Below are 17949 nucleotides of genomic sequence, written 5' to 3'. Positions count from 1 at the left end.
GGGTAGTCAGCGACTTCCCCGTGACCTTCCCCGCTCCGGCCCACGTCCGTGTTCCCGCCCAACGGGACCGGGTACCAGGCGACGTGCGCGCGTTCACCTGCCCCGACTGTTCCTCCCTCGTCCCCTTCGAGGGCACCCGCTGCCTGGTCAGCGACTCCGACCTCGGGTACTCGCGGGCGGACCGCGGGATGCTCGTGCTGCGCGACGGGCGGACCGACGGCGGACTGGTCCGGTGCGTGAACGCCGGCATCGCCGCGTGCAACTGGCTCACGACGCCCGACCGGCCGCTGTGCGACTGCTGCGCGCTCACCCGCACCCGGCCGGCGGACGGGGACACCGCCGCACTGGCCACGTTCGCGCGCACCGAGGCCGCCAAGCGCCGGCTGCTCTACCAGCTCGACGACCTCGATCTGCCGGTCGTCGGCCGGGACGCTGCGAATGGGGGGATCCCCGGGGCGGCCTGGCCTTCGACCTGCTCTCCAGCGCGCACGAGAACGTGACCATCGGGCACGCCTCCGGGCTGGTGACCATCGACCTGGCCGAGGGCGACGACGGCTACCGCGAGCAGCTCCGGATCCGCCTCGCCGAGCCCTACCGCACGATGCTCGGGCACCTTCGCCACGAGACGGGCCACTGGTACTGGGAGGTGCTGGTCGACCGCCCGGGCAACACCGACGCGTTCCGTGCCCTGTTCGGCGACGAGTCCGTGAACTACGCCGACGCCCTGCAGCAGCACTACGGGGGCGAGCCGCCTGCCGGGTGGGAGCAGGAGTACGTCTCGACCTACGCCACGGCCCACCCGTGGGAGGACTGGGCCGAGTCGTTCGCCCACTACCTGCACATCCGCGACACCGAACAGACGGCGGCGGCCTACGGCCTGGTGGTCGAGGGCCCGGACGCCAAGGCGCCGGCGGCCGCGCCGTTGGAGGCGGTGCCCAGCGAACGGCCCGCGACCTTCGACGAGATCGTCGAGACCTGGCTGCCGCTGACCTACGCCCTCAACGCGGTGAACCGCAGCATGGGCGCGCACGACCTCTACCCGTTCGTCCTGGCCCCGAAGGTGCTCGGGAAGCTGCGGTTCGTGCACGACCTCGTGCAGGCGCGCATCCCGTACCGGACACCGGACGAGGCGGTCGCCGCGGCGAGCGCGTGAGCATCAGGGTTGGCGGGCTCGTCTCTGCAGAGTGACGGCGTCGAGCAGCAGCGCGACCCCGAGCACGCAGGCGACCGCCGTGCAGAAGCCGCCGACGACGTCGGTCGGGTAGTGCGCGCCGGCGACGACCATCCCCGTGCCGACCGCGCCGCCCGCCACCACCGCGCTCGCGGCGGCGAGCAGCAGGGTCTCCTGCGCGCGGAGTTCGAGCGCGGCGGCCAGCAGCAGCGCGCAGACCAACGCGAGCGACGTCGCACCGCCCGTGTGCCCGCTGGGGAAGGCCAACGACTCCTCGCGGCCGATCGTCCGGTCCACGACGGGCTTGCCGAACGTGGTGACGAGCCCCGTCAGCCCGGGGCCTGCGACGGCGAGCAGCGCCGCGCGGGGCTTGCGGGCCAGGAGACACAGGAGCGCGAGCGCCCCGGCCGCGACCGTGACGACCGGCGGCGAGCCGAACACGGTCACCGCCCGGGCCAGACCGTGCCCCGTCGCGGGCAGTGCGTCGACCGCACGGTCGAGGTGACCGTCCACGCCCCCCGCCGTGCTCTCGCCCGCGTACCGGACGGCCAGTACCGCGAAGATCGTGGCCGCGAGCACGACGACGGCGGCCGCCACCCGGCGTGAGCCGTCGGGAAGCACCGTGCGGTCGGCGGAGGGCACCGGGCCGACGCTACCGAAGCCGGCGCGGTCCTTCCGGCCGGTTGTTCACTCAATGTGAGCAATCAGTGACACCAGGCAATTGCGACACGTCATGCTGCGGGTACCGCACGGCAGCAACCGCCGCCCGGCACATGGGCGACGTCCATCACATGAGGGCGCTGGGAAGCGGCTCTGCTGAGAATGCACTGAGGAGGGCCGTGGAGGCCGCGGACCGTGGACGACCGCCGGCACCGTGTGCCCGCCGCGGCGGAGTCGCGAACGGCGGCGACGACCAGCGGCGGGACGACCGAGGGGATGACCAGGAAGGCAGCCGCCGGAGGCGTGATCGACGTGCCCGGTACGGTATGCCGGCCCGTGACCCTTCGGGTGGCGAACGGCCTCTCGTCCGGCGCACGAACGGCCGCGACCGGACCATTCGTCAAGATCGAATCTGTAACAACCGTGTAGCAGCGATCGACAAATTTGCGTACGAATGGTGGAGGTGTCGCGCCGAGATGCCGCTGGGGCGCGACCGGGGGGACGCACAACGCCGGCGGCAGGTCGGGGGGAAATTCGTGGTGGAGCGCGTGCACGTGGCCGTTGTCGGCTACGGGTACTGGGGGAGCAAACACGTCAGGGTGCTGAGCACGATGCCCGACGTGGCGGTCTCGGTGGTCGACGCCGACAAGCGCCGGCGGGAGGAAGCCGAGGCGCTCTATCCGTCGATACGGCGTACAGCCGGCACGATCGACGAGGTCCTGGACGAGGTCGACGCCGTTCTGGTGGCGACGCCCCCGGGCAGTCATTACGACGTGGCGATGCGCGCGTTGAGCGCCGGCAAGCACGTCCTCGTCGAGAAGCCGCTGGCGACGTCCGTCGACGACGCCGAGGCCATGGTGGCCGCTGCCGACGACAACGACGTGCAGCTGATGGTCGGCCACACGTTCGAGTACAACCCGGCGGTGCGCCAGCTGCGCGACATCATCCGGTCCGGAGAGCTCGGACGGGTGCTCTACGTCGACTCGGCCCGCCTGAGCCTGGGTCTGTACCAGCGCGACGTGAACGTGATCTGGGACCTCGCGCCCCACGACATCTCCATCGCGTCCTACCTGCTGGACGAGCTGCCCGTGGCGACCTCGGTGTGGGCGCACCGCAACATCGGCCCGTGGCGGGAGGACGTCGCCTACCTGCGGCTCGACTTCCCGAGCACGCACGCGTTCGTCCACGTCAGCTGGCTGAACCCGCAGAAGGTGCGCCGCACGACCGTCGTGGGCGAGCGCCGGATGGCCGTCTACGACGACATGTCGGACAACGAGCGCATCCGCATCTACGACATCGGCGTCGACCCGGCGGACATCGACAACCCGCACATGGCCCACGAGATGCCGGTGACCTACCGGACGGGCAACATCATCTCCCCGTTCGTCCCGTTCCGGGAGCCTCTCCTGGTGCAGGACCGCGAGTTCGTCGACAGCATCCGCTCCGGTGTCCGCTCGGCCACCCCGGGCGAGCGCGGGCTCGACATCGTCCGCGTCCTCGCCTCGACGGACGTGTCCATGGAGACCGGGAAGGTCGCACCGGTGCTCAGCCGGTCGGCAGCGGCGCGCGGCGTGAAGGCCTCCTCGTGAGCGATCGCGACACGGACGGGGCGGTGGACCCGGAGGGCGCCGTCCCTGCCCCCGTCCCGTTCCTCGACCTGCACGGTGTGCACGCAGCGCTCCGCGACCCGCTCAACCAGGCCTGGTCTGCCGTCCTCGGGCACGGCCGCTTCATCAACGGACCGGAGGTCGCCGCGTTCGAGGGCGCCTTCGCCGAGTACTGCGAGGCGGAGCACTGCGTCGGTGTCGCCAACGGCACGGACGCACTCGAGCTCATCCTCGCCGGCCTCGGCATCGGCCCCGGCGACGAGGTGCTCGTGCCGACGAACACCTTCGTCGCCACCGCCGAGGCGGTCGTCACCGTCGGGGCCACGCCCCGGTTCGTCGACGTCCTGCCCGACACGCTCCTGATCGACCCGGACGCCGCGGCGGCCGCGATCGGTCCCCGGACGGCCGCGATCATGGCCGTGCACCTGTTCGGCCAGATGACGGACATGCCGGCGTTGTCGGCACTCGCGAGCAAGCACGGCCTCGCCCTCATCGAGGACGCCGCCCAGGCGCACGGCGCCCGCTTCGCCGGTCGGCGGGCGGGCGGCGGTGGCGTCGCGGCGGGCTTCAGCTTCTACCCGGGCAAGAACCTCGGCGCCCTCGGCGACGGCGGTGCGGTGGTCTCGAACGACGCCGCGCTGGTCGGCCGGATCAGGCAGCTGGCCGACCACGGACGTTCGCAGACGGACCGGTACGGGCACGAGGTCGTCGGACGCAACAGCCGGCTCGACACGCTCCAGGCGGCGGCGCTGCACGTCAAGCTGCCGGTGCTGGACGAGGCGAACCGGGCCCGGGCGGCGGCCGTCGCGCAGTACCGGAAGTCGCTGCCGGCGTGGTGCGTCCCGGTGGGTGTGCATCCGCACGCCGAGCCGGTGTACCACCTCGCGGTGGTGCAGGTCCCGGACCGCGCGGCGACCGCCCGCGCACTCGACGCGGCCGGCATCGGCTGGGGCATCCACTACCCGGTGCCCTGCCATCTCCAGCCCGCGTTCGCCCGGTACGCCGTGGAGCCGCTGCCTGTCGCCGAGGCCGCCGCGGAGCACATTCTGTCTCTGCCGCTGTCGCCCACGTTGACGAATGAGCAGGTGGAGCGGGTCAGTAGGGTGCTGGACAGTGCCGGTCCGTGACACGGTGAGCCAGGGGGCGCTGACGTCCGGGGTCGCTCACGACCCCGGACGCCGTGGGCTGCCGCGGTGGTCGCCGCGGGTGCTGATGTACCACTACTTCGGAGCGCCTCCGGGGCCCGACCCCGAGAAGTTGTTCATCGACCGGCCGATGTTCGAGGCCCAGCTCGACCACCTGGACCGGACGGGGTGGCGGGCCCTGAGCCTCGACGAGTACCTGGCGGCGCTCGACGGCGCGCCGACACCGCGCCGTTCCTTCCTGCTCACGATCGACGACGGGCACGAGTCCGTCGGCAGGCTCGCCGCACCGCTGCTGGCCGAGCGGGGGATCCCGTCGGTGCTGTTCGTGTGCCCGGGCCTGTTGGGCGACCACGCCCGCTGGACGCCGCCCTACCGGGAGGAACGCCTCTCCCCGGCCGACGACCTGCGGGCCCTGCCCGGGCTCGGGATGGAACTGGGCGTGCACAGCTGGAACCACACCCGGATGGTCGACCTCGACGCGTCCGCGCTCGAGCAGCACGTGCGGCGGTCCCGGGAGGCGCTCGAGTCGGCGACGGGGGTGACGGCACGGGCGTTCGCCTATCCGTACGGCACGCACGACCTCGGGTCGCGCACCGCCGTCGCGGAGGCCGGGTACGACGCCGCGTTCGCGGTCGCCCGCGAGCACGGCCGTTACGCGGTGGACCGCATCTTCGTGCAGAGCACGGATTCGTTGTTCGCCTTCAAATGCAAGCTCACCGCCGGCTACCGGCTGGTGTCACGGGTGGGGGGCCGGGCGTGGAAGCTCCGGCACGGCGTCCGATCTGCGGTGGCGCGTGTACGGCCGGCGGGCGCCGGCCGGCGCGCGTGATGTTGGTAACGAGGTCACCACTTACTCGGTAACGCTCCGATGTCGCCAGGCGATGGCGAGTTGGAGCTTCATGTGCTGGTCCGCTAGATGTAAATGAGTGGGGTTGTCGATGGTCACGCGTTGTCATGTGAGGTCTTCGGGCACGCAGTACAGCGACGCAGCCGACGCCGTCCGACGGTTGGCTGACGTCCTGGTGTCCGGAGCTCTCTTGGTGGTCTTTCTGATCCCCATGGCGCTGATTGCCATCGCGGTGCATCTGGAAGACAGTGGACCGGCGCTGTTCCGTCAGGAACGCGTGGGTCTGCGTGGGAGCCGGTTCACGCTCCTGAAGTTCCGGACGATGTTCCAGGGCGGCGACGACCGCGCCCACCGCGACCTGATCGCGCGCGAGCTCCGCGGCGAGGACACCGTCGAGAACGGCAGTTCCAAGCTGAGCAACGACCGCCGGGTCACCCGCGTCGGGGCGTTCCTCCGCAAGACGAGCCTGGACGAGCTGCCGCAGCTGTTCAACGTGCTGCGCGGTGAGATGACGCTGGTCGGCCCGCGGCCGTGCCTCGACTGGGAGGCCGAGATGTTCCCCGCGGAGTTCGAGCCGCGGTTCAGCGTCCCGCCGGGCCTCACGGGGCTGTGGCAGGTCAGTGGCCGCAGCACGATGGGCACGCTGGAGATGCTGACGCTGGACGTCCGCTACGTGCGCATCCGGTCGCTGCGGACGGACATGAGCATCCTGCTGCGCACGCTGCCGGCATTGCTGTGGGGCAGCGGCGCGCGGTGACGACCGCGTTCATCGCCACGACGGGCGGCCATCTGACCCAGCTGGTCAACCTGGCCGAGCGCATCCCTCCGGACCCCGACTCGATCTGGATCACCCACGCGAACGAGCAGAGCACGTCGCTGCTCGCGGGTCGGGACGTGCAGTACATCCCGTACGTCGGTGTCCGTGACATCCCGGGAGTCCTGCGGTGCGTGCTGCGCGCCCACGCGCTCTACCGGAGCCGTCGCCCGACACGCGCGGTGTCGACCGGCTCCGGGATCGCGTTGGCGTACCTGCCCTACCTCGCGGCCCGCGGCGTCGAGTGCCACTACATCGAGAGCGCGGCGCGGGTGGGCGGCCCGTCATTGACGGGCCGGATCCTGCGCCGGGTCCCCCGTGTCCACACCTACACGCAGTACAGGCACTGGAGCGACGCGCACTGGCACTACGGCGGCAGCGGCTTCGACGCGTTCGAGCCGGTGGCCGCGGACGCGCCGCTGGGCGACCGGGTGCGCGTGGTGGTCACGGTCGGGACGGCGGCGGAGTTCCCCTTCACCCGGCTGATCCGCGCCCTCGCCCCGCTGCTCGCCCCGGGGGGCGACCTCGAGCGGGCCACCGGCCGTCCGGTGGACGTACTCTGGCAGACGGGCTGCACACCGGTCGACGCTCTGCCCGTGGACGCCACCCCGTTCCTGCCCGCCGCGGACCTCGCGGCGGCGCTGCGGGAGGCGGACATCGTGGTCAGTCACGCCGGCACCGGCTCGGCTCTCGCCAACCTGGCGGCGGGCCGCTTCGCCCTCGTCTCCAGCCGCGTCGCCCAGTACGGCGAGGCGGGAGACGACCACCAGCGCGAGCTGGCCGACGAACTTGAGGCGCGCGGACTCTCGACGTACCGCGCCCCGGAGGACATCACCGTGGACGACCTGCTGGCCACCCGCAAGCACGGGGTGCGACGGCTGCCGCACGTACCCCCCTTCGCGCTGCGATGAACCGCGCGGACACCGCACCGGCCGTGACCGTCGTCGCCGCGGACCCGGTGATCGACCCGCGTTGGCGTGCTCTGGCCACCGGCCCCGACGCCGGCCTGTTCACCTCGCCGCCGTGGATCGCCGCCGTCTGCGGCACCTACGGGTTCACCGCACAGTCTCGGATCGCGGTCGACGCCGCGGGCGCACCCGTCGGCGGAGTCGCCTGGGTGACCGTGGACGACGCACGCGGCCGTCGGCTGCTCAGCCTGCCCTTCTCCGACCGGGCCGATCCCCCGGTGCCCGACACCGCCACCTGGGACCTGCTGTTCGACGACCTGAGTGCGGGCGAGACGGCTCCGTACACGCTGCGGTGCCTCGACCACTCCCCTGCGGCTTCCGGTGCCCGGCTCGACGAGGTGGGCGCCGCGGCGTGGCACGGCACCCCGCTCGACACGGACCTCGACGAGCTCCACCGGCGGATCGCCGGCCAGTCCCGGCGCAACATCAAGGCGTCGGCCCGGGCCGGGGTCCGGGTGGAGGTCCGCGACGACCTGGAGGCCGTGCGGATCATGCACGGCCTGCACGTGCGGCTCCGGAAGAACAAGTACGGCCTCCTGGCCCAGCCGCAGGAGTTCTTCGAGCGGATCTGGCAGGAGTTCGCGCCGGACGGCCACTGCCACACGCTGCTGGCGATCGTCGACGACGAGGTCATCGCAGCGGCGCTGTTCCTCGAGTGGAACGGCGTCCTCTACTACAAGTTCGGCGCCTCGCTCCAGGAGCACCTGCAGGTGCGGCCGAACGACGCGATCTACTGGACGGGGATCCAGCAGGGCGTCGAGCGCGGCCTGCGCCTCGTCGACTGGGGTCTGAGCGACCTCGACCAGCCCGGCCTCGTCGGCTTCAAGCGGAAGTGGGCAACCGACGAACGCCGCCTGCTGACCCTGCGGTCCGGGACCGTGGAGCGCACGCCGGCACAGCAGGAGTTCGGCGATGCGCTGGGCGGGCTGACGAAGCTGCTCACGGACGAGGCGGTGCCGGACGACGTCACCGCGCGGGCGGGTGCGCTGCTCTACCGCTACTTCTGCTGACCCGCACCTCGTCCGGTCAGCACTTCTGCTGGTTCGTCTTGTATTTGGCCAAACTTGCGCTCGACGCACGGAAGGGACATCACCATGACGGTCGCGCACGAGAGCCGGGTCGTCGTCGTCGGCCAGGGTTACGTCGGGCTGCCGCTCGCGGTGCGCGCGGTGGAGGTCGGCCACTCGGTGGTCGGCTTCGACCTCGACAAGGACCGCGTCGACCGGCTGCGCCGGGGCGCCAGCTTCATCGACGACATCACCGACGCCGACCTGGCAGCCGTCCTCGAGACCGGCCGCTACACGGCGAGCGACGACGCCGCGGACCTCGCCGGGTTCACGGTGGCCGTGGTGTGCGTGCCGACGCCGTTGCGCGACGGTGCGCCGGACCTGCGCTACATCGAGGACGCCGCGCGGCTGCTCGCCCCGCACGTGCGAGCTGGAGCCACGGTCGTGCTGGAGTCGACGACGTACCCGGGCACCACCGAGGAGGTGTTCGTGCCGATCCTGGAGGCCGGATCCGGCCTGCGTGCCGGCGCCGACTTCCACGTCGGGTTCTCGCCCGAGCGGATCGACCCGAGCAACCAGACCTGGGGGCTGCAGAACACCCCGAAGATCGTCTCCGGGATCGACGAGGCGTCGGCGTCGGCGGTCACCGCCTTCTACGACACCGTGGTCGACCGCACCGTGCCCGCACCCGGGACCCGCGAGGCGGAGCTGGCCAAGCTGCTGGAGAACACCTTCCGGCACGTCAACATCGCGCTCGTCAACGAGCTGGCCGTGTACTGCCACGAGCTCGGCATCGACGTCTGGTCGGTCATCGACATGGCGGCGACGAAGCCCTTCGGGTTCATGAAGTTCACGCCGGGCCCCGGCGTCGGGGGGCACTGCCTGCCGATCGACCCGTCGTACCTCTCGTGGCAGGTCCGCCGGGTGCTCGGTCGCACCTTCCGGTTCGTCGACGTCGCCAACGACGTGAACGACAACATGCCTGGCTACGTCGTCACGCGGGTGATCGAGCAGCTCAACCGCCGCAAGCTGGCCGTCAACGGCAGTCAGGTCCTGCTGGTGGGGCTCGCCTACAAGCGGAACTCGGGAGACGCCCGCCAGTCGCCTGCCATCGCGGTCGCCCGGCGCCTCGCCGACCTGGGCGCGACGCTGTCAGCGGCGGATCCACTGATCGTCGCCGGAGAGGTCCCGGCCGGGGTCCAGCTGGTCGACTGCACGCCCGAGACGGTCGAGGCGGCCGACATCGTGGTGGTCCTCACCGATCACGACGAGATCGACTGGGAGCTCCTCGAGCGGCACTCCGACAAGGTGCTCGACACCCGCAACCGGCTGACGACGCCGGGAGTGGACAAGCTCTGAACGCGGGCGGTGGGCCGCCACGTCCGGCCCCACCGCGTCCCGCCCGGTGCTCAGTGCTGCTGGGCCCGGCGGCGCTCGCGCACCGTCCGCCTGACCGACGTCACGCTGCTGCGGAGCCGGCGGAACCCGTCGTGCTGGGTGGCGCGGTGGAGGCGGTAACGCCACTGCGGATAGCCGCCCCGGCGGGCCCAGAGCGCGTACGCGAGGTCCACCACGTCGTCGCCCTCGGGCCCGTCCAGGACCGTGCCGGCCTGCTCGAACCACTCCATGCTGTGGCGGGCCGAGACCTGGCGGGGTTGCAACGCCGCCCGCCGTGCCGCGTCGTAGGCGGATGCGGCCGCGGCGACATCGTTCCCGTACCGCGCCGTGCAGGCCGCGAGCTCGACGGAGTCCTGGACGGCGAGCCTCGTGCCCGCTCCGACCGAGAAGTGCGTGGTGTGCGCCGAGTCGCCGGCGAGGACCACGTTGCCCGCGGTCCACGTGGCGTTCGTGACCTCCCGGAACCGCTGCCACGCCGAGGGCGCGGGGGCCCCTTCCGGGCGGTCGAGCAGCGGCAGGCCGTCGAGGTGGTCGGCGAAGATCTCACCGAGCAGCGCGCTGCTCTCGGCCGGTGTCCGCCCGTCGAACCCGAGCCCCTCCCAGGTGGCGGTGGGGCACTCCACCACGCAGGTGCTCACCCCGTCGCCGGACGGGTAGCCGTGGAACCAGATCCAGCCGGCCGGGGTCTTCTCGAAGGCGAAGGTGAACGCGTCGAAGACCTTGGGTGTGCCGAGCCAGACGTACCGGTTGAGCCCGGTACGGATGCTCGTGCCGAACGTGTCGCGCCGGGCCTCACGCAGTCCGCTGCCGGCACCGTCGGCGGCCACCACGAGGTCCGCCGCTGCCAGCTCCGCCGGGTCGGCCTCGCTCTCGAACCGCAGGTCCACGCCGAGGTCGTCGGCACGCTCGGTGAGGATCTGGAGGAGGCGGGCACGACCGATGCTGTAGCCGTACCCCCCGAGGTGGGCGGAGCGGTTCCCGGGCAGCCGGACCTGCTGTCCCTCCCACAGGCAGGCGGCCGAGCGCACCGCGCGGGAGACGGCGGGATCGTCGGCGTTCAAATCGTCGAGCAGGTCGTCCCAGAACACCACTCCCCAGCCATGGGTGGCACCTGCCGCGTTCCGCTCGACGACCGCGACGTCCAGCCCGGGCGCGCGCCGCTTCATCAGCAGGGCCGTGCACAGCCCGGCCGGACCACCTCCGACGCAGACGACCTTCACGACCGTCCCCTGCACGGATCCGAGGTGCCCGACGCCGATCCGCGCCGCATCGACCGCCGGGCCCGGTCGATGACACGACGGCCGGAGCGCGATCGTAACGTCAGGTCGTACGCCATCCGCAGCGGCGGCGTGGGGATCAGCTCGACGGCCTGCGGATAGCGGAAGGCAGTGCCCCCGAAGGTGAGCTTGGGCTGGTCCGCGGTGGGTACGTGCTCCGGCCGCCGGTGGGTGTCGAGCAGCGCGTCCAGCGTCGCGGACGACAGGCCGCCGAAGTCCAGCCAACGCAGCCCCCGCGCCTTCCCCCACTTGAGGATCTCCCACCGGATCGCGGCCGGGACGCTGAGGCCGGCCGTCTCCTCGCCGCGCTCGAAGCCGGTCAGGCGCCCCCGGATCATCCCGCCGCAGATCGTGACGAGGTCGGCGGCGACCGGCACCCCGTCCACCCGCCCGACGAACAGGGCGGCGTTGCCGGTCGCGGCGAGCTCGCGGTAGAGGGTGTGCACATAGTCGTCGGGCGGGGCGACGAAGTTCTGGCGTCTCGCCGAGTCGGCCATCAGCCGGGCGAGCAGCGCGACGTCGTCCGCCCCGCCCTCGGTCACCGTGACGCCTCGCGACTCCCAGCGGTTCGGCCACGACCGCAGGCGCTTCCCGAACCTGCTGCGGATGACCGACAGGTCGTCGCTCAGGTCGATGCGGATCGACCCCGCCGGTGCGATGGCCGCCGAGGACGGCCGGAAACCGCGGGCGAGCAGGGCGGCACTGACGGCGTCGTCGCCCTCGGCGGGCTGGACGAACAGCATCCGCAGCCGGCCGGGGCACAGTCCGCGCAACGCGTCGGCGAGCGCGTGCCGTACGGCCGCCGGTTCCTCCGCCGCGGGATCGACGACCGGACCGTAGGGCAGGTAACCGATCGCGCCGAGCAGCGGGAGCTTCCGGCAGAGGATCTGGGCACCGCCGACCATCACGCCGGCCCGGTACGCGAAGAGATGCAGAGTCGTGAAACCGACCGTGCGCCGGACGCGCATCCACGCCGACATCTGGGTGATGTCGGTGCCCGGGCTGCGTTCGACCAGGCTGTCCCAGATGTGCAGGACATCGGGCATGGGGTTCGCGCACACGGTTACAGCGACACTTGCGACGCCCCTTGTCCGAGGCCAGGATTCGCCGCTGAACACGGGATACAGGGGACGAAGGCGCACAGACACTCCGTATTGCGAGACCAACAGATATTGATCCCAACGACCGTAACAGAGCTTTAGTGACGCGGCGCGTCGATCAATTTTGCGAGGTCGGCTACGTCGATCACGAAGTTCGGGACGACACAATTCTCCCGTTTCCGGCCGCGCGCGCTCACCGTCCGACCACACGCATGAGCGCACTGCGACGCACTGCGGGTGGTCGGGTGTCCGACGAGGCGGAATCGTCGTCGCCGGTCCGGGACAGGGCCGCGAGAATCCCGGCGATCCCGAACAGCAGAGCGAAGGTAGGCGGCCCGGTGAACGTGACGGTCGCCACCGACTGCACGAGTCCGGCGACGATCCATCCGGAGGCGGTGAGGCCCACCCAGCGGGTCAGCGGGGAGCGGCTCCTCCGCCACAACCGCACGCCGGCGCGGTAGATGCCGGCCAGCCCCAGCGCGAACGCCAGCGCCCCGAAGAAGCCCGTCTCCCCGATGATGGCGGGCCACTCGGTGTCGGTCAGGAACCGCCCGTCCTCCGCGGTGCGCCCGAGGCCCCAGATGTCCGGGTAGCCGCGGGCGACGTACTCCGGGCTGTAGTTGGTGGCGGCGACGGCGGAGCCGAACCGGCCGAAGCCCGCGCCGCCGGGGAAGTGGGCGGCGGCGACGGCGAACGAGTCGCGGGTCAGGACCGTCCGGGCCTCGGGGTTGCCGTTGCCGAGGTAGTCGTTGTACGTGGTCGTGACCACCTGGCCCAGCGGCGCCGCGAGCACGACGGCCGCGACCGGCACGCAGGCCAGCAGCGCCATCAGCACCGCCGTCGACTGCAACTTCGCCTGAACCCACAGCCAGGCCGCCACGATGCCGCCGGCCGCGGTCCGGCGGGCGCTGCCGAGCACTCCGAGAGCCGTCCCCCAGAGCAGCACGAGGGTGAACGGCGTCTTCCGCACGGCCGCGCGCCACGTGGTCAGGGCGATGAACGACAGCGCCATGAACTGACCGAAGTCGATCGGATGGGTGAACGGCCCGATCAGGGACGGGAGGAAGGAGCGCGCCTCGGTCGCGTTGGTGTCGCTGGAGAGGATCGCGTTCCACGCGGTCGGCATCATGAGGTTCACCACCGCGGCGGCGAGGCTGATCACGATCAGGACGCCGCCGATCCGCGCCGCGCGGACGAGGTGCTCCTCGGCCCAGTCGATCTGCGCGACCGCCCACCCGAACAGCAGTCCCTTCGAGATCACGAAGGCCCCGGTGAGGAAGATGGCGACGGGGACGTGCAGGAGCAGGGCGCTGAGCAGCCCGCACACGATGAAGCCCGCGAACCACCACTGCCCGGGGAACGTGCGCAGCGACTGCCGGGCGACCACGCGCCGCAGGGGCATCGTGATCAGGCACAGCACCACCAGCGCCTCGTCGAGGTAGCCGACCTGCGGGACGGGCACCAGATGCTCGATGGGCCGGACGAACAGCACCACCAGCGCGGTGATGCCGGCCGTCGCGCGCGGTGCGACGATGGCGAGGACGATCGCCGCCACGGCGACCAGCAGGATGAGCGTGGGAATCGGCCAGAGGGCCCCGAGCACGCCGAGCACGATCGCCGCGGCGGGCCAGGGCCAGCCCAGCTGCGAACCGGACCGCGAGGTCCGGGGCCGCGACCGCACCGGCTCCGGCGGCGAGCCGGCGTCGGCGGGCGCCCTCCGTGCGGTCGGAGCGGCCGTCATCGGCTGCATTCCCCCACCCTCACGCTGTCCCCCGATCCGGTCGACACTTGCCGAGACCCGACGCCGCCTGATTCGATGCCTCATTCGATACTGACACCGACGCTACCTGCTCACCAACACCGCCTCCGACCTCGGCATGCGGTGCCGGACGCCGCTCCTCGACGCCGGCTCGGACCGCGTCACCTCACGGCGCCCGACCCGCTTCCCCGAACACGCATACACTGGTGTCGCGGAGCGTGCTCCGCGACACGAGGAGAGGCGGGCCCGGGTGTGAGTGTGAACGAAGCCCTGCGTGTCGTACGCAGGCGCTGGCGCATCGTTGCGCTGTGCGTGCTCCTGGGTCTGCTCGGGGCAGGCGTGGCGAGCTATCTGACCCCCCGCGAGTACTCCTCGGACGTGACACTCTATGTGTCGCTGCAGGGTCGCGCGGACAGCTCGGACGCGGCCTACCAGGCCAGTCAGATCGCCAAGGAGCGCGTGGTCTCCTACGCGCCGCTGCTGCAGGACGAACGGATCACGCAGCCCGTCATCGACAAGCTGCAGCTCGGCGTGACATCCGCCCAGCTGGCCCAGCGGATCACGGTGACGGTGCAGCCGGAGACCGTCGTGCTGTCGGCAGCCGTGACCGACACCTCGCCGCAGCGTGCCGCGGACATCGCGAACGCCCTCGCCGACGAGTTCGTCGGCCTCGTGTCGAGTCTCGAGCAGCCGTTCGGGCCGCAGCCCCCGGCCGCCGCGGCCGGCCAACCGGCGGCGCAGCCCACCAAGATCGGCGTGCAGATCATCCGCCCGGCCACCGCCGTGAACCAGCCGATCTCGCCGAACATCCCGTTCAACATCGCGCTCGGCACGGCGCTCGGCCTGCTGGTCGGGCTCGCCGCGGCCTTCCTGCGCAACGCGCGCGACACCAGGATCCACTCGGTCGAGCGCCTGCGTGAGCTCACGGGCGCCCCGCTTCTCGCGGAGATCCCGACGGAGCGCAACGCCCGCATGTACCCGCTGACGCTCGGGGCACCTCCCGGATCGGCGCGGGTCGAGGCGATGCGCAAGCTGCGCACGAACCTGCAGTTCCCGCACGGCGGCCGCCCGAGCCGGGTCGTCGTCGTCACCAGTGCGACCGTGGGCGAGGGGAAGACGACCACGGCCTGCAACCTCGCGCTCGCCCTTGCCGACGCCGGTGCCCGGGTCTTGATCATCGACCTCAACCTGCGCCGCCCGGACGTGCACCACTACCTCCAGGTGGACCCCGGAGCCGGCGTGGCGAACGTGCTGGTGGGCCGCATCGCGGCAGCGCGGGCGACGGTGCGCTGGGTGGACGGCGGAGTGGACGTCCTGCCCGCAGGCCCGATCCCGGCCAACCCGAGCGAGCTCGTGGCCTCCCGGGCCATGGGAGCGCTGCTCGACGAGGTCCGCCACAGGTACGACTTCGTGATCCTGGACACCCCGGCGCTGCTGCCCGTCACCGACGCGGCGGCCGTGGCCGCGCGCGCCGACGGCACGGTCCTGGTGGTGCGGTACGACCGCACGGCCGAGGAGCAGGTGGCCGACGCCGTGGGCGGTCTCGAAGCAGTGGGTGCGCCGCTGCTGGGCGTGGTGCTGGCGGGTACACCGGGCACGCGCATGATCCAGCGCGACCGGTCCGGGTCCTACCCGGAGCCGGACGCGGCCTCGGTCGCGCGACGGCCTCCGCCCGCACCTCCGGTCCAGCAGCCGGTTCAGGGGCCCCAGCCACAGCCGCCGATGCAGTCGGTCCCGGCGCCGCCCACGGCTCCCGTGTCGGCTGCGACGGTCGCCGCCGCAGCACAGCGCCCGCAGCAGACGGCTCAGGCCAACGGCGACGCCGCGGACGGCGCGGAGAGCCACAACGGTTCGAGCGGGTCGAACGGATCCAACGGGTCGTCGAAGTCGACGGCGTCGACCGACCAGCCGACCGAGATGCTGTCCGGCAACGGGGTCGAGCGTCCTTCTCCGACGCGCCGGGGCTGACGCGCTCAGGTGTTCCGTCGGCGGACGTCGTCCGCCGGCGGATCCGTCAGCGGTGCAGGCGTGCGGTCGCCAGATCCAGCAGGCGACGTGCGCGGCGCGTCGTCGTGGCCATCCGGCCGGGCCGGATGTGGACCGCGTCGCGGGGAAGCCGTCGGGTCCGCAGCGCGGCCCGGGTCGCCTCGACGTCGTAGGGCTCGGCGAAGAAACGCACCTGCGGACGGTCGAGGTCGACCAGGGCGAACCGGGCCTTCGGAACCGCCTCCCGCTGGCGCGACTGGCCGACCGCCCCCGGGTTGACCAGGTACCGCGCATCCGCCGCGAGCGGGAGCGCAGCCGTACCCGGAGCTCCCGGGGCGCCGTCGGGATACAGGGTGCCGCCGGCCGTTGCGTACAACCACGGCCGATGGGTGTGCCCCAACACGAGCAGTCGCTCGGCCGGGACCGACCCGAGCAGCTCCGCGGCGCGCTCGTCCGTGCGGACGTACTCCTCGGGGTCGTCCGGCGAACCGTGCGCCACGAACATGCCGGCGGGATCGGCGGTGCGCGGCAGGGCGGCCAGGTAGGAGCGGACGTCGGACCGCACGACCTCGCGCGTCCACACGATGCTGCGCCGGGCCAGCCGGCCGGCCCGGGTGTCGGGCAGTTCGTCGAGCATCATCAGCTCGTGGTTTCCGACCACGCAGGTCGCTCCGAGCTCCGCGATCGTCTCGACGCACTCGTTGGGGTGCGGACCGTAACCGACCAGGTCACCCGCGCAGACCCAGGCGTCGACCCCCTCCGTACGGAGGCGGCTGATCGCCGACCGCAGCGCGAAGAGGTTCGCGTGGACGTCGCTCAGCAGGCCGATGCGCATGGGTCAGTCGGGGACCTCGGCCGACGAGCCCGAGACCCTGCTCTTGACCCGGACCGCGAGCATGCCCAGCAACGGCCCCGGGTCGTTCCAGCGCCAGACGCCCTTGACGGTGCCCGGGCGCGACAGCCAGCCCAGCCACTCGCGCATGGAGACGCCGTGTGCGCGCGCGGCGAGCGCGTCCTTGGGATGTGCCCAGTCGAGGCAGGCGCGGACCCGGCAGGGCTGCGGCCGCGGCGTGCCGACCAGGTCGGCGTACACGAGCGCCGGCAGGTTGACCCCGGCCCGCGCACCCGGGTGGGCCCAGAGGGTGAGCCGGGCGTTGATCTCGAACAGGTGCAGGCGCCCGTCCGGTGCGTACTTGAAGTCGAGCTTGGCCACGCCGCGCAGGTCCAGCGCCCGGCAGACCTCGCGGCCCAGCCGTGCGACCTCCGGGTCGTCCGTGATCGTCAACGAGCTGGTGTGCCCGTACTCGGCCGGGATCGTCCGGATCTTGCGGCCGGTGAACTCGCCCGCGACCTCGCCCTTGTCGTCGACGTAGACGTGGTAGCTGACCACGGCGGTCTCGGGCCCGGGGATGCTCTGCTGCGCGACGGCGGGCTTGCTCAGCCCGCTCAGCCGCGGCCAGAACTCGAGCAGCTCCTCCTTGGACTCGATGCGTAGCGCCTTCGTGGAGCTGCCCACGGCCTCCACCCACGTGTGGTCACGCGCCGTGGGCTTGATGATGATCGGCATGCCCATGTCGAGCAGCTCACCGGGCGGCTCCAGCAGCGACCGGTCGAGGACGACCGTCGGCGGCACCGGGAGCGAGTGCTCGGCGGCGAGGGCCGCGAACTGCGCCTTGTCCTCCATCGCCGCGACGAGCTCGGGATCCGGCACGATGAAGCGGAACCCCTCGGCGAGCCGCTCGCGGTGCTGGGAGACGAAGACCATCGACTGGTCCGAGCAGTACATCAGCACCGGCGGCACGGCCTGCTGCCGGGCGAACGCCACGAGACGGTCGGCCAGGGCCTCGTCGTGCCGGTAGGACGGCATCATCCAGTCCCACGTCATGACGTTGCGGACGCAGCGGGACCAGCGGGCCGGGTCGCCGGTGGGGGTGACGAGCCCGACCGGGATGCCTTCCATCGCCAGTGATCGCACGACCTCGATGACGCGGGCACCCAGTACCACGGCCATCGCCCGATCGTCGCTCGCACTCATCGGGCCTGCCCCGACAATGTCATCGACGTCGTCGATGTCGCCATTGTCGTCGATGCCGTGGTGCTTTTCTCGGCGCATTCGTCTTTCACGCGTCTGCTCCCGTTCCGGACCGGAATGGCAGGGCTGACAAGGGCCCGAAGAAGTCGAGTCGGACATTCTTCGCGACTCGACCTGC

The 17949-nt window shown here is 71.9% G+C and carries 16 protein-coding genes; 10 read left to right on the top strand and 6 right to left on the bottom strand.

Going from position 1 to position 17949, the window contains the following annotated elements:
* Positions 1-20: 20 nt before the first annotated feature.
* The gene (locus RM445_RS04115; protein WP_311554634.1) at positions 21-500 is read left to right on the top strand and encodes a zinc-ribbon domain-containing protein; all 480 of its coding nucleotides are present in this window, start codon (positions 21-23) and stop codon (positions 498-500) included.
* Positions 497-1153, top strand: a complete 657-nt coding sequence (locus RM445_RS04110; RefSeq protein ID WP_311554633.1) for a putative zinc-binding metallopeptidase — start codon at positions 497-499, stop codon at positions 1151-1153. The genes RM445_RS04115 and RM445_RS04110 overlap by 4 nt, the downstream gene beginning before the upstream one ends.
* A 3-nt stretch (positions 1154-1156) precedes the next feature.
* On the opposite strand, the gene RM445_RS04105 is transcribed toward RM445_RS04110, so the two are convergent.
* A complete protein-coding gene (locus tag RM445_RS04105; RefSeq protein ID WP_311554632.1) occupies positions 1157-1813 on the bottom strand; it encodes a phosphatase PAP2 family protein in 657 nt (218 codons plus the stop codon).
* 566 nt (positions 1814-2379) lie between these two features.
* Between RM445_RS04105 and RM445_RS04100 the strand changes: the two genes are divergently transcribed.
* The 7 genes from RM445_RS04100 (at position 2380) to RM445_RS04070 (ending at position 9578) form a co-directional block, all read left to right on the top strand.
* Complete coding sequence (locus RM445_RS04100) at positions 2380-3420, top strand: Gfo/Idh/MocA family protein (RefSeq protein ID WP_311554631.1); 1041 nt, start codon at positions 2380-2382, stop codon at positions 3418-3420.
* The gene (locus RM445_RS04095) at positions 3417-4565 is read left to right on the top strand and encodes a DegT/DnrJ/EryC1/StrS family aminotransferase (protein ID WP_311554630.1); all 1149 of its coding nucleotides are present in this window, start codon (positions 3417-3419) and stop codon (positions 4563-4565) included. The genes RM445_RS04100 and RM445_RS04095 overlap by 4 nt, the downstream gene beginning before the upstream one ends.
* On the top strand, positions 4552-5412 hold the full coding sequence (locus RM445_RS04090; RefSeq protein ID WP_311554629.1) for a polysaccharide deacetylase family protein: 861 nt from the start codon (positions 4552-4554) through the stop codon (positions 5410-5412). Before RM445_RS04095 ends, RM445_RS04090 begins: the two co-directional genes overlap by 14 nt.
* A 109-nt stretch (positions 5413-5521) precedes the next feature.
* On the top strand, positions 5522-6187 hold the full coding sequence (locus RM445_RS04085) for a sugar transferase (protein WP_311554911.1): 666 nt from the start codon (positions 5522-5524) through the stop codon (positions 6185-6187).
* On the top strand, positions 6184-7155 hold the full coding sequence (locus tag RM445_RS04080; RefSeq protein ID WP_311554628.1) for a glycosyltransferase: 972 nt from the start codon (positions 6184-6186) through the stop codon (positions 7153-7155). The genes RM445_RS04085 and RM445_RS04080 overlap by 4 nt, the downstream gene beginning before the upstream one ends.
* Positions 7152-8222 carry a lipid II:glycine glycyltransferase FemX gene (locus RM445_RS04075; protein WP_311554627.1) on the top strand — a complete coding sequence of 357 codons (1071 nt, stop codon included), beginning with the start codon at positions 7152-7154 and terminating at the stop codon, positions 8220-8222. Before RM445_RS04080 ends, RM445_RS04075 begins: the two co-directional genes overlap by 4 nt.
* 84 nt (positions 8223-8306) lie before the next feature.
* Positions 8307-9578 (top strand): nucleotide sugar dehydrogenase, encoded by a 1272-nt coding sequence (locus RM445_RS04070; protein ID WP_311554626.1) that lies wholly within the window; start codon positions 8307-8309, stop codon positions 9576-9578.
* Positions 9579-9628: 50 nt separating this feature from the next.
* Here RM445_RS04070 and RM445_RS04065 read toward each other — a convergent pair whose 3' ends face one another.
* The 3 genes from RM445_RS04065 to RM445_RS04055 form a co-directional block, all read right to left on the bottom strand.
* Positions 9629-10852: an FAD-dependent monooxygenase gene (locus RM445_RS04065; protein ID WP_311554625.1), complete on the bottom strand. Its 1224-nt coding sequence runs from the start codon at positions 10850-10852 to the stop codon at positions 9629-9631.
* On the bottom strand, positions 10834-11940 hold the full coding sequence (locus RM445_RS04060; RefSeq protein WP_311554623.1) for a lipid II:glycine glycyltransferase FemX: 1107 nt from the start codon (positions 11938-11940) through the stop codon (positions 10834-10836). Before RM445_RS04060 ends, RM445_RS04065 begins: the two co-directional genes overlap by 19 nt.
* A gap of 247 nt (positions 11941-12187) precedes the next feature.
* Positions 12188-13744: a hypothetical protein gene (locus tag RM445_RS04055; RefSeq protein ID WP_311554621.1), complete on the bottom strand. Its 1557-nt coding sequence runs from the start codon at positions 13742-13744 to the stop codon at positions 12188-12190.
* 261 nt (positions 13745-14005) lie between these two features.
* Here RM445_RS04055 and RM445_RS04050 point away from each other — a divergent pair, with 261 nt between their 5' ends.
* Entirely contained in the window at positions 14006-15721 is a 1716-nt protein-coding gene (locus tag RM445_RS04050; protein ID WP_311554620.1) for a polysaccharide biosynthesis tyrosine autokinase, read from the top strand.
* Positions 15722-15767: 46 nt separating this feature from the next.
* Here RM445_RS04050 and RM445_RS04045 read toward each other — a convergent pair whose 3' ends face one another.
* A complete protein-coding gene (locus RM445_RS04045) occupies positions 15768-16574 on the bottom strand; it encodes a metallophosphoesterase family protein (RefSeq protein WP_311554619.1) in 807 nt (268 codons plus the stop codon).
* A gap of 3 nt (positions 16575-16577) precedes the next feature.
* Positions 16578-17750: a carboxylate--amine ligase gene (locus RM445_RS04040; protein ID WP_311554618.1), complete on the bottom strand. Its 1173-nt coding sequence runs from the start codon at positions 17748-17750 to the stop codon at positions 16578-16580.
* Positions 17751-17949: the final 199 nt, after the last annotated feature.

Origin of the sequence: Pseudonocardia charpentierae (genome assembly GCF_031845345.1) — a bacterium.
GTDB classification, from domain to species: domain Bacteria; phylum Actinomycetota; class Actinomycetes; order Mycobacteriales; family Pseudonocardiaceae; genus Pseudonocardia; species Pseudonocardia charpentierae.
Note: the sequence above shows the minus strand (reverse complement) of the source record. Positions and strands in the feature narration are given on the sequence as shown.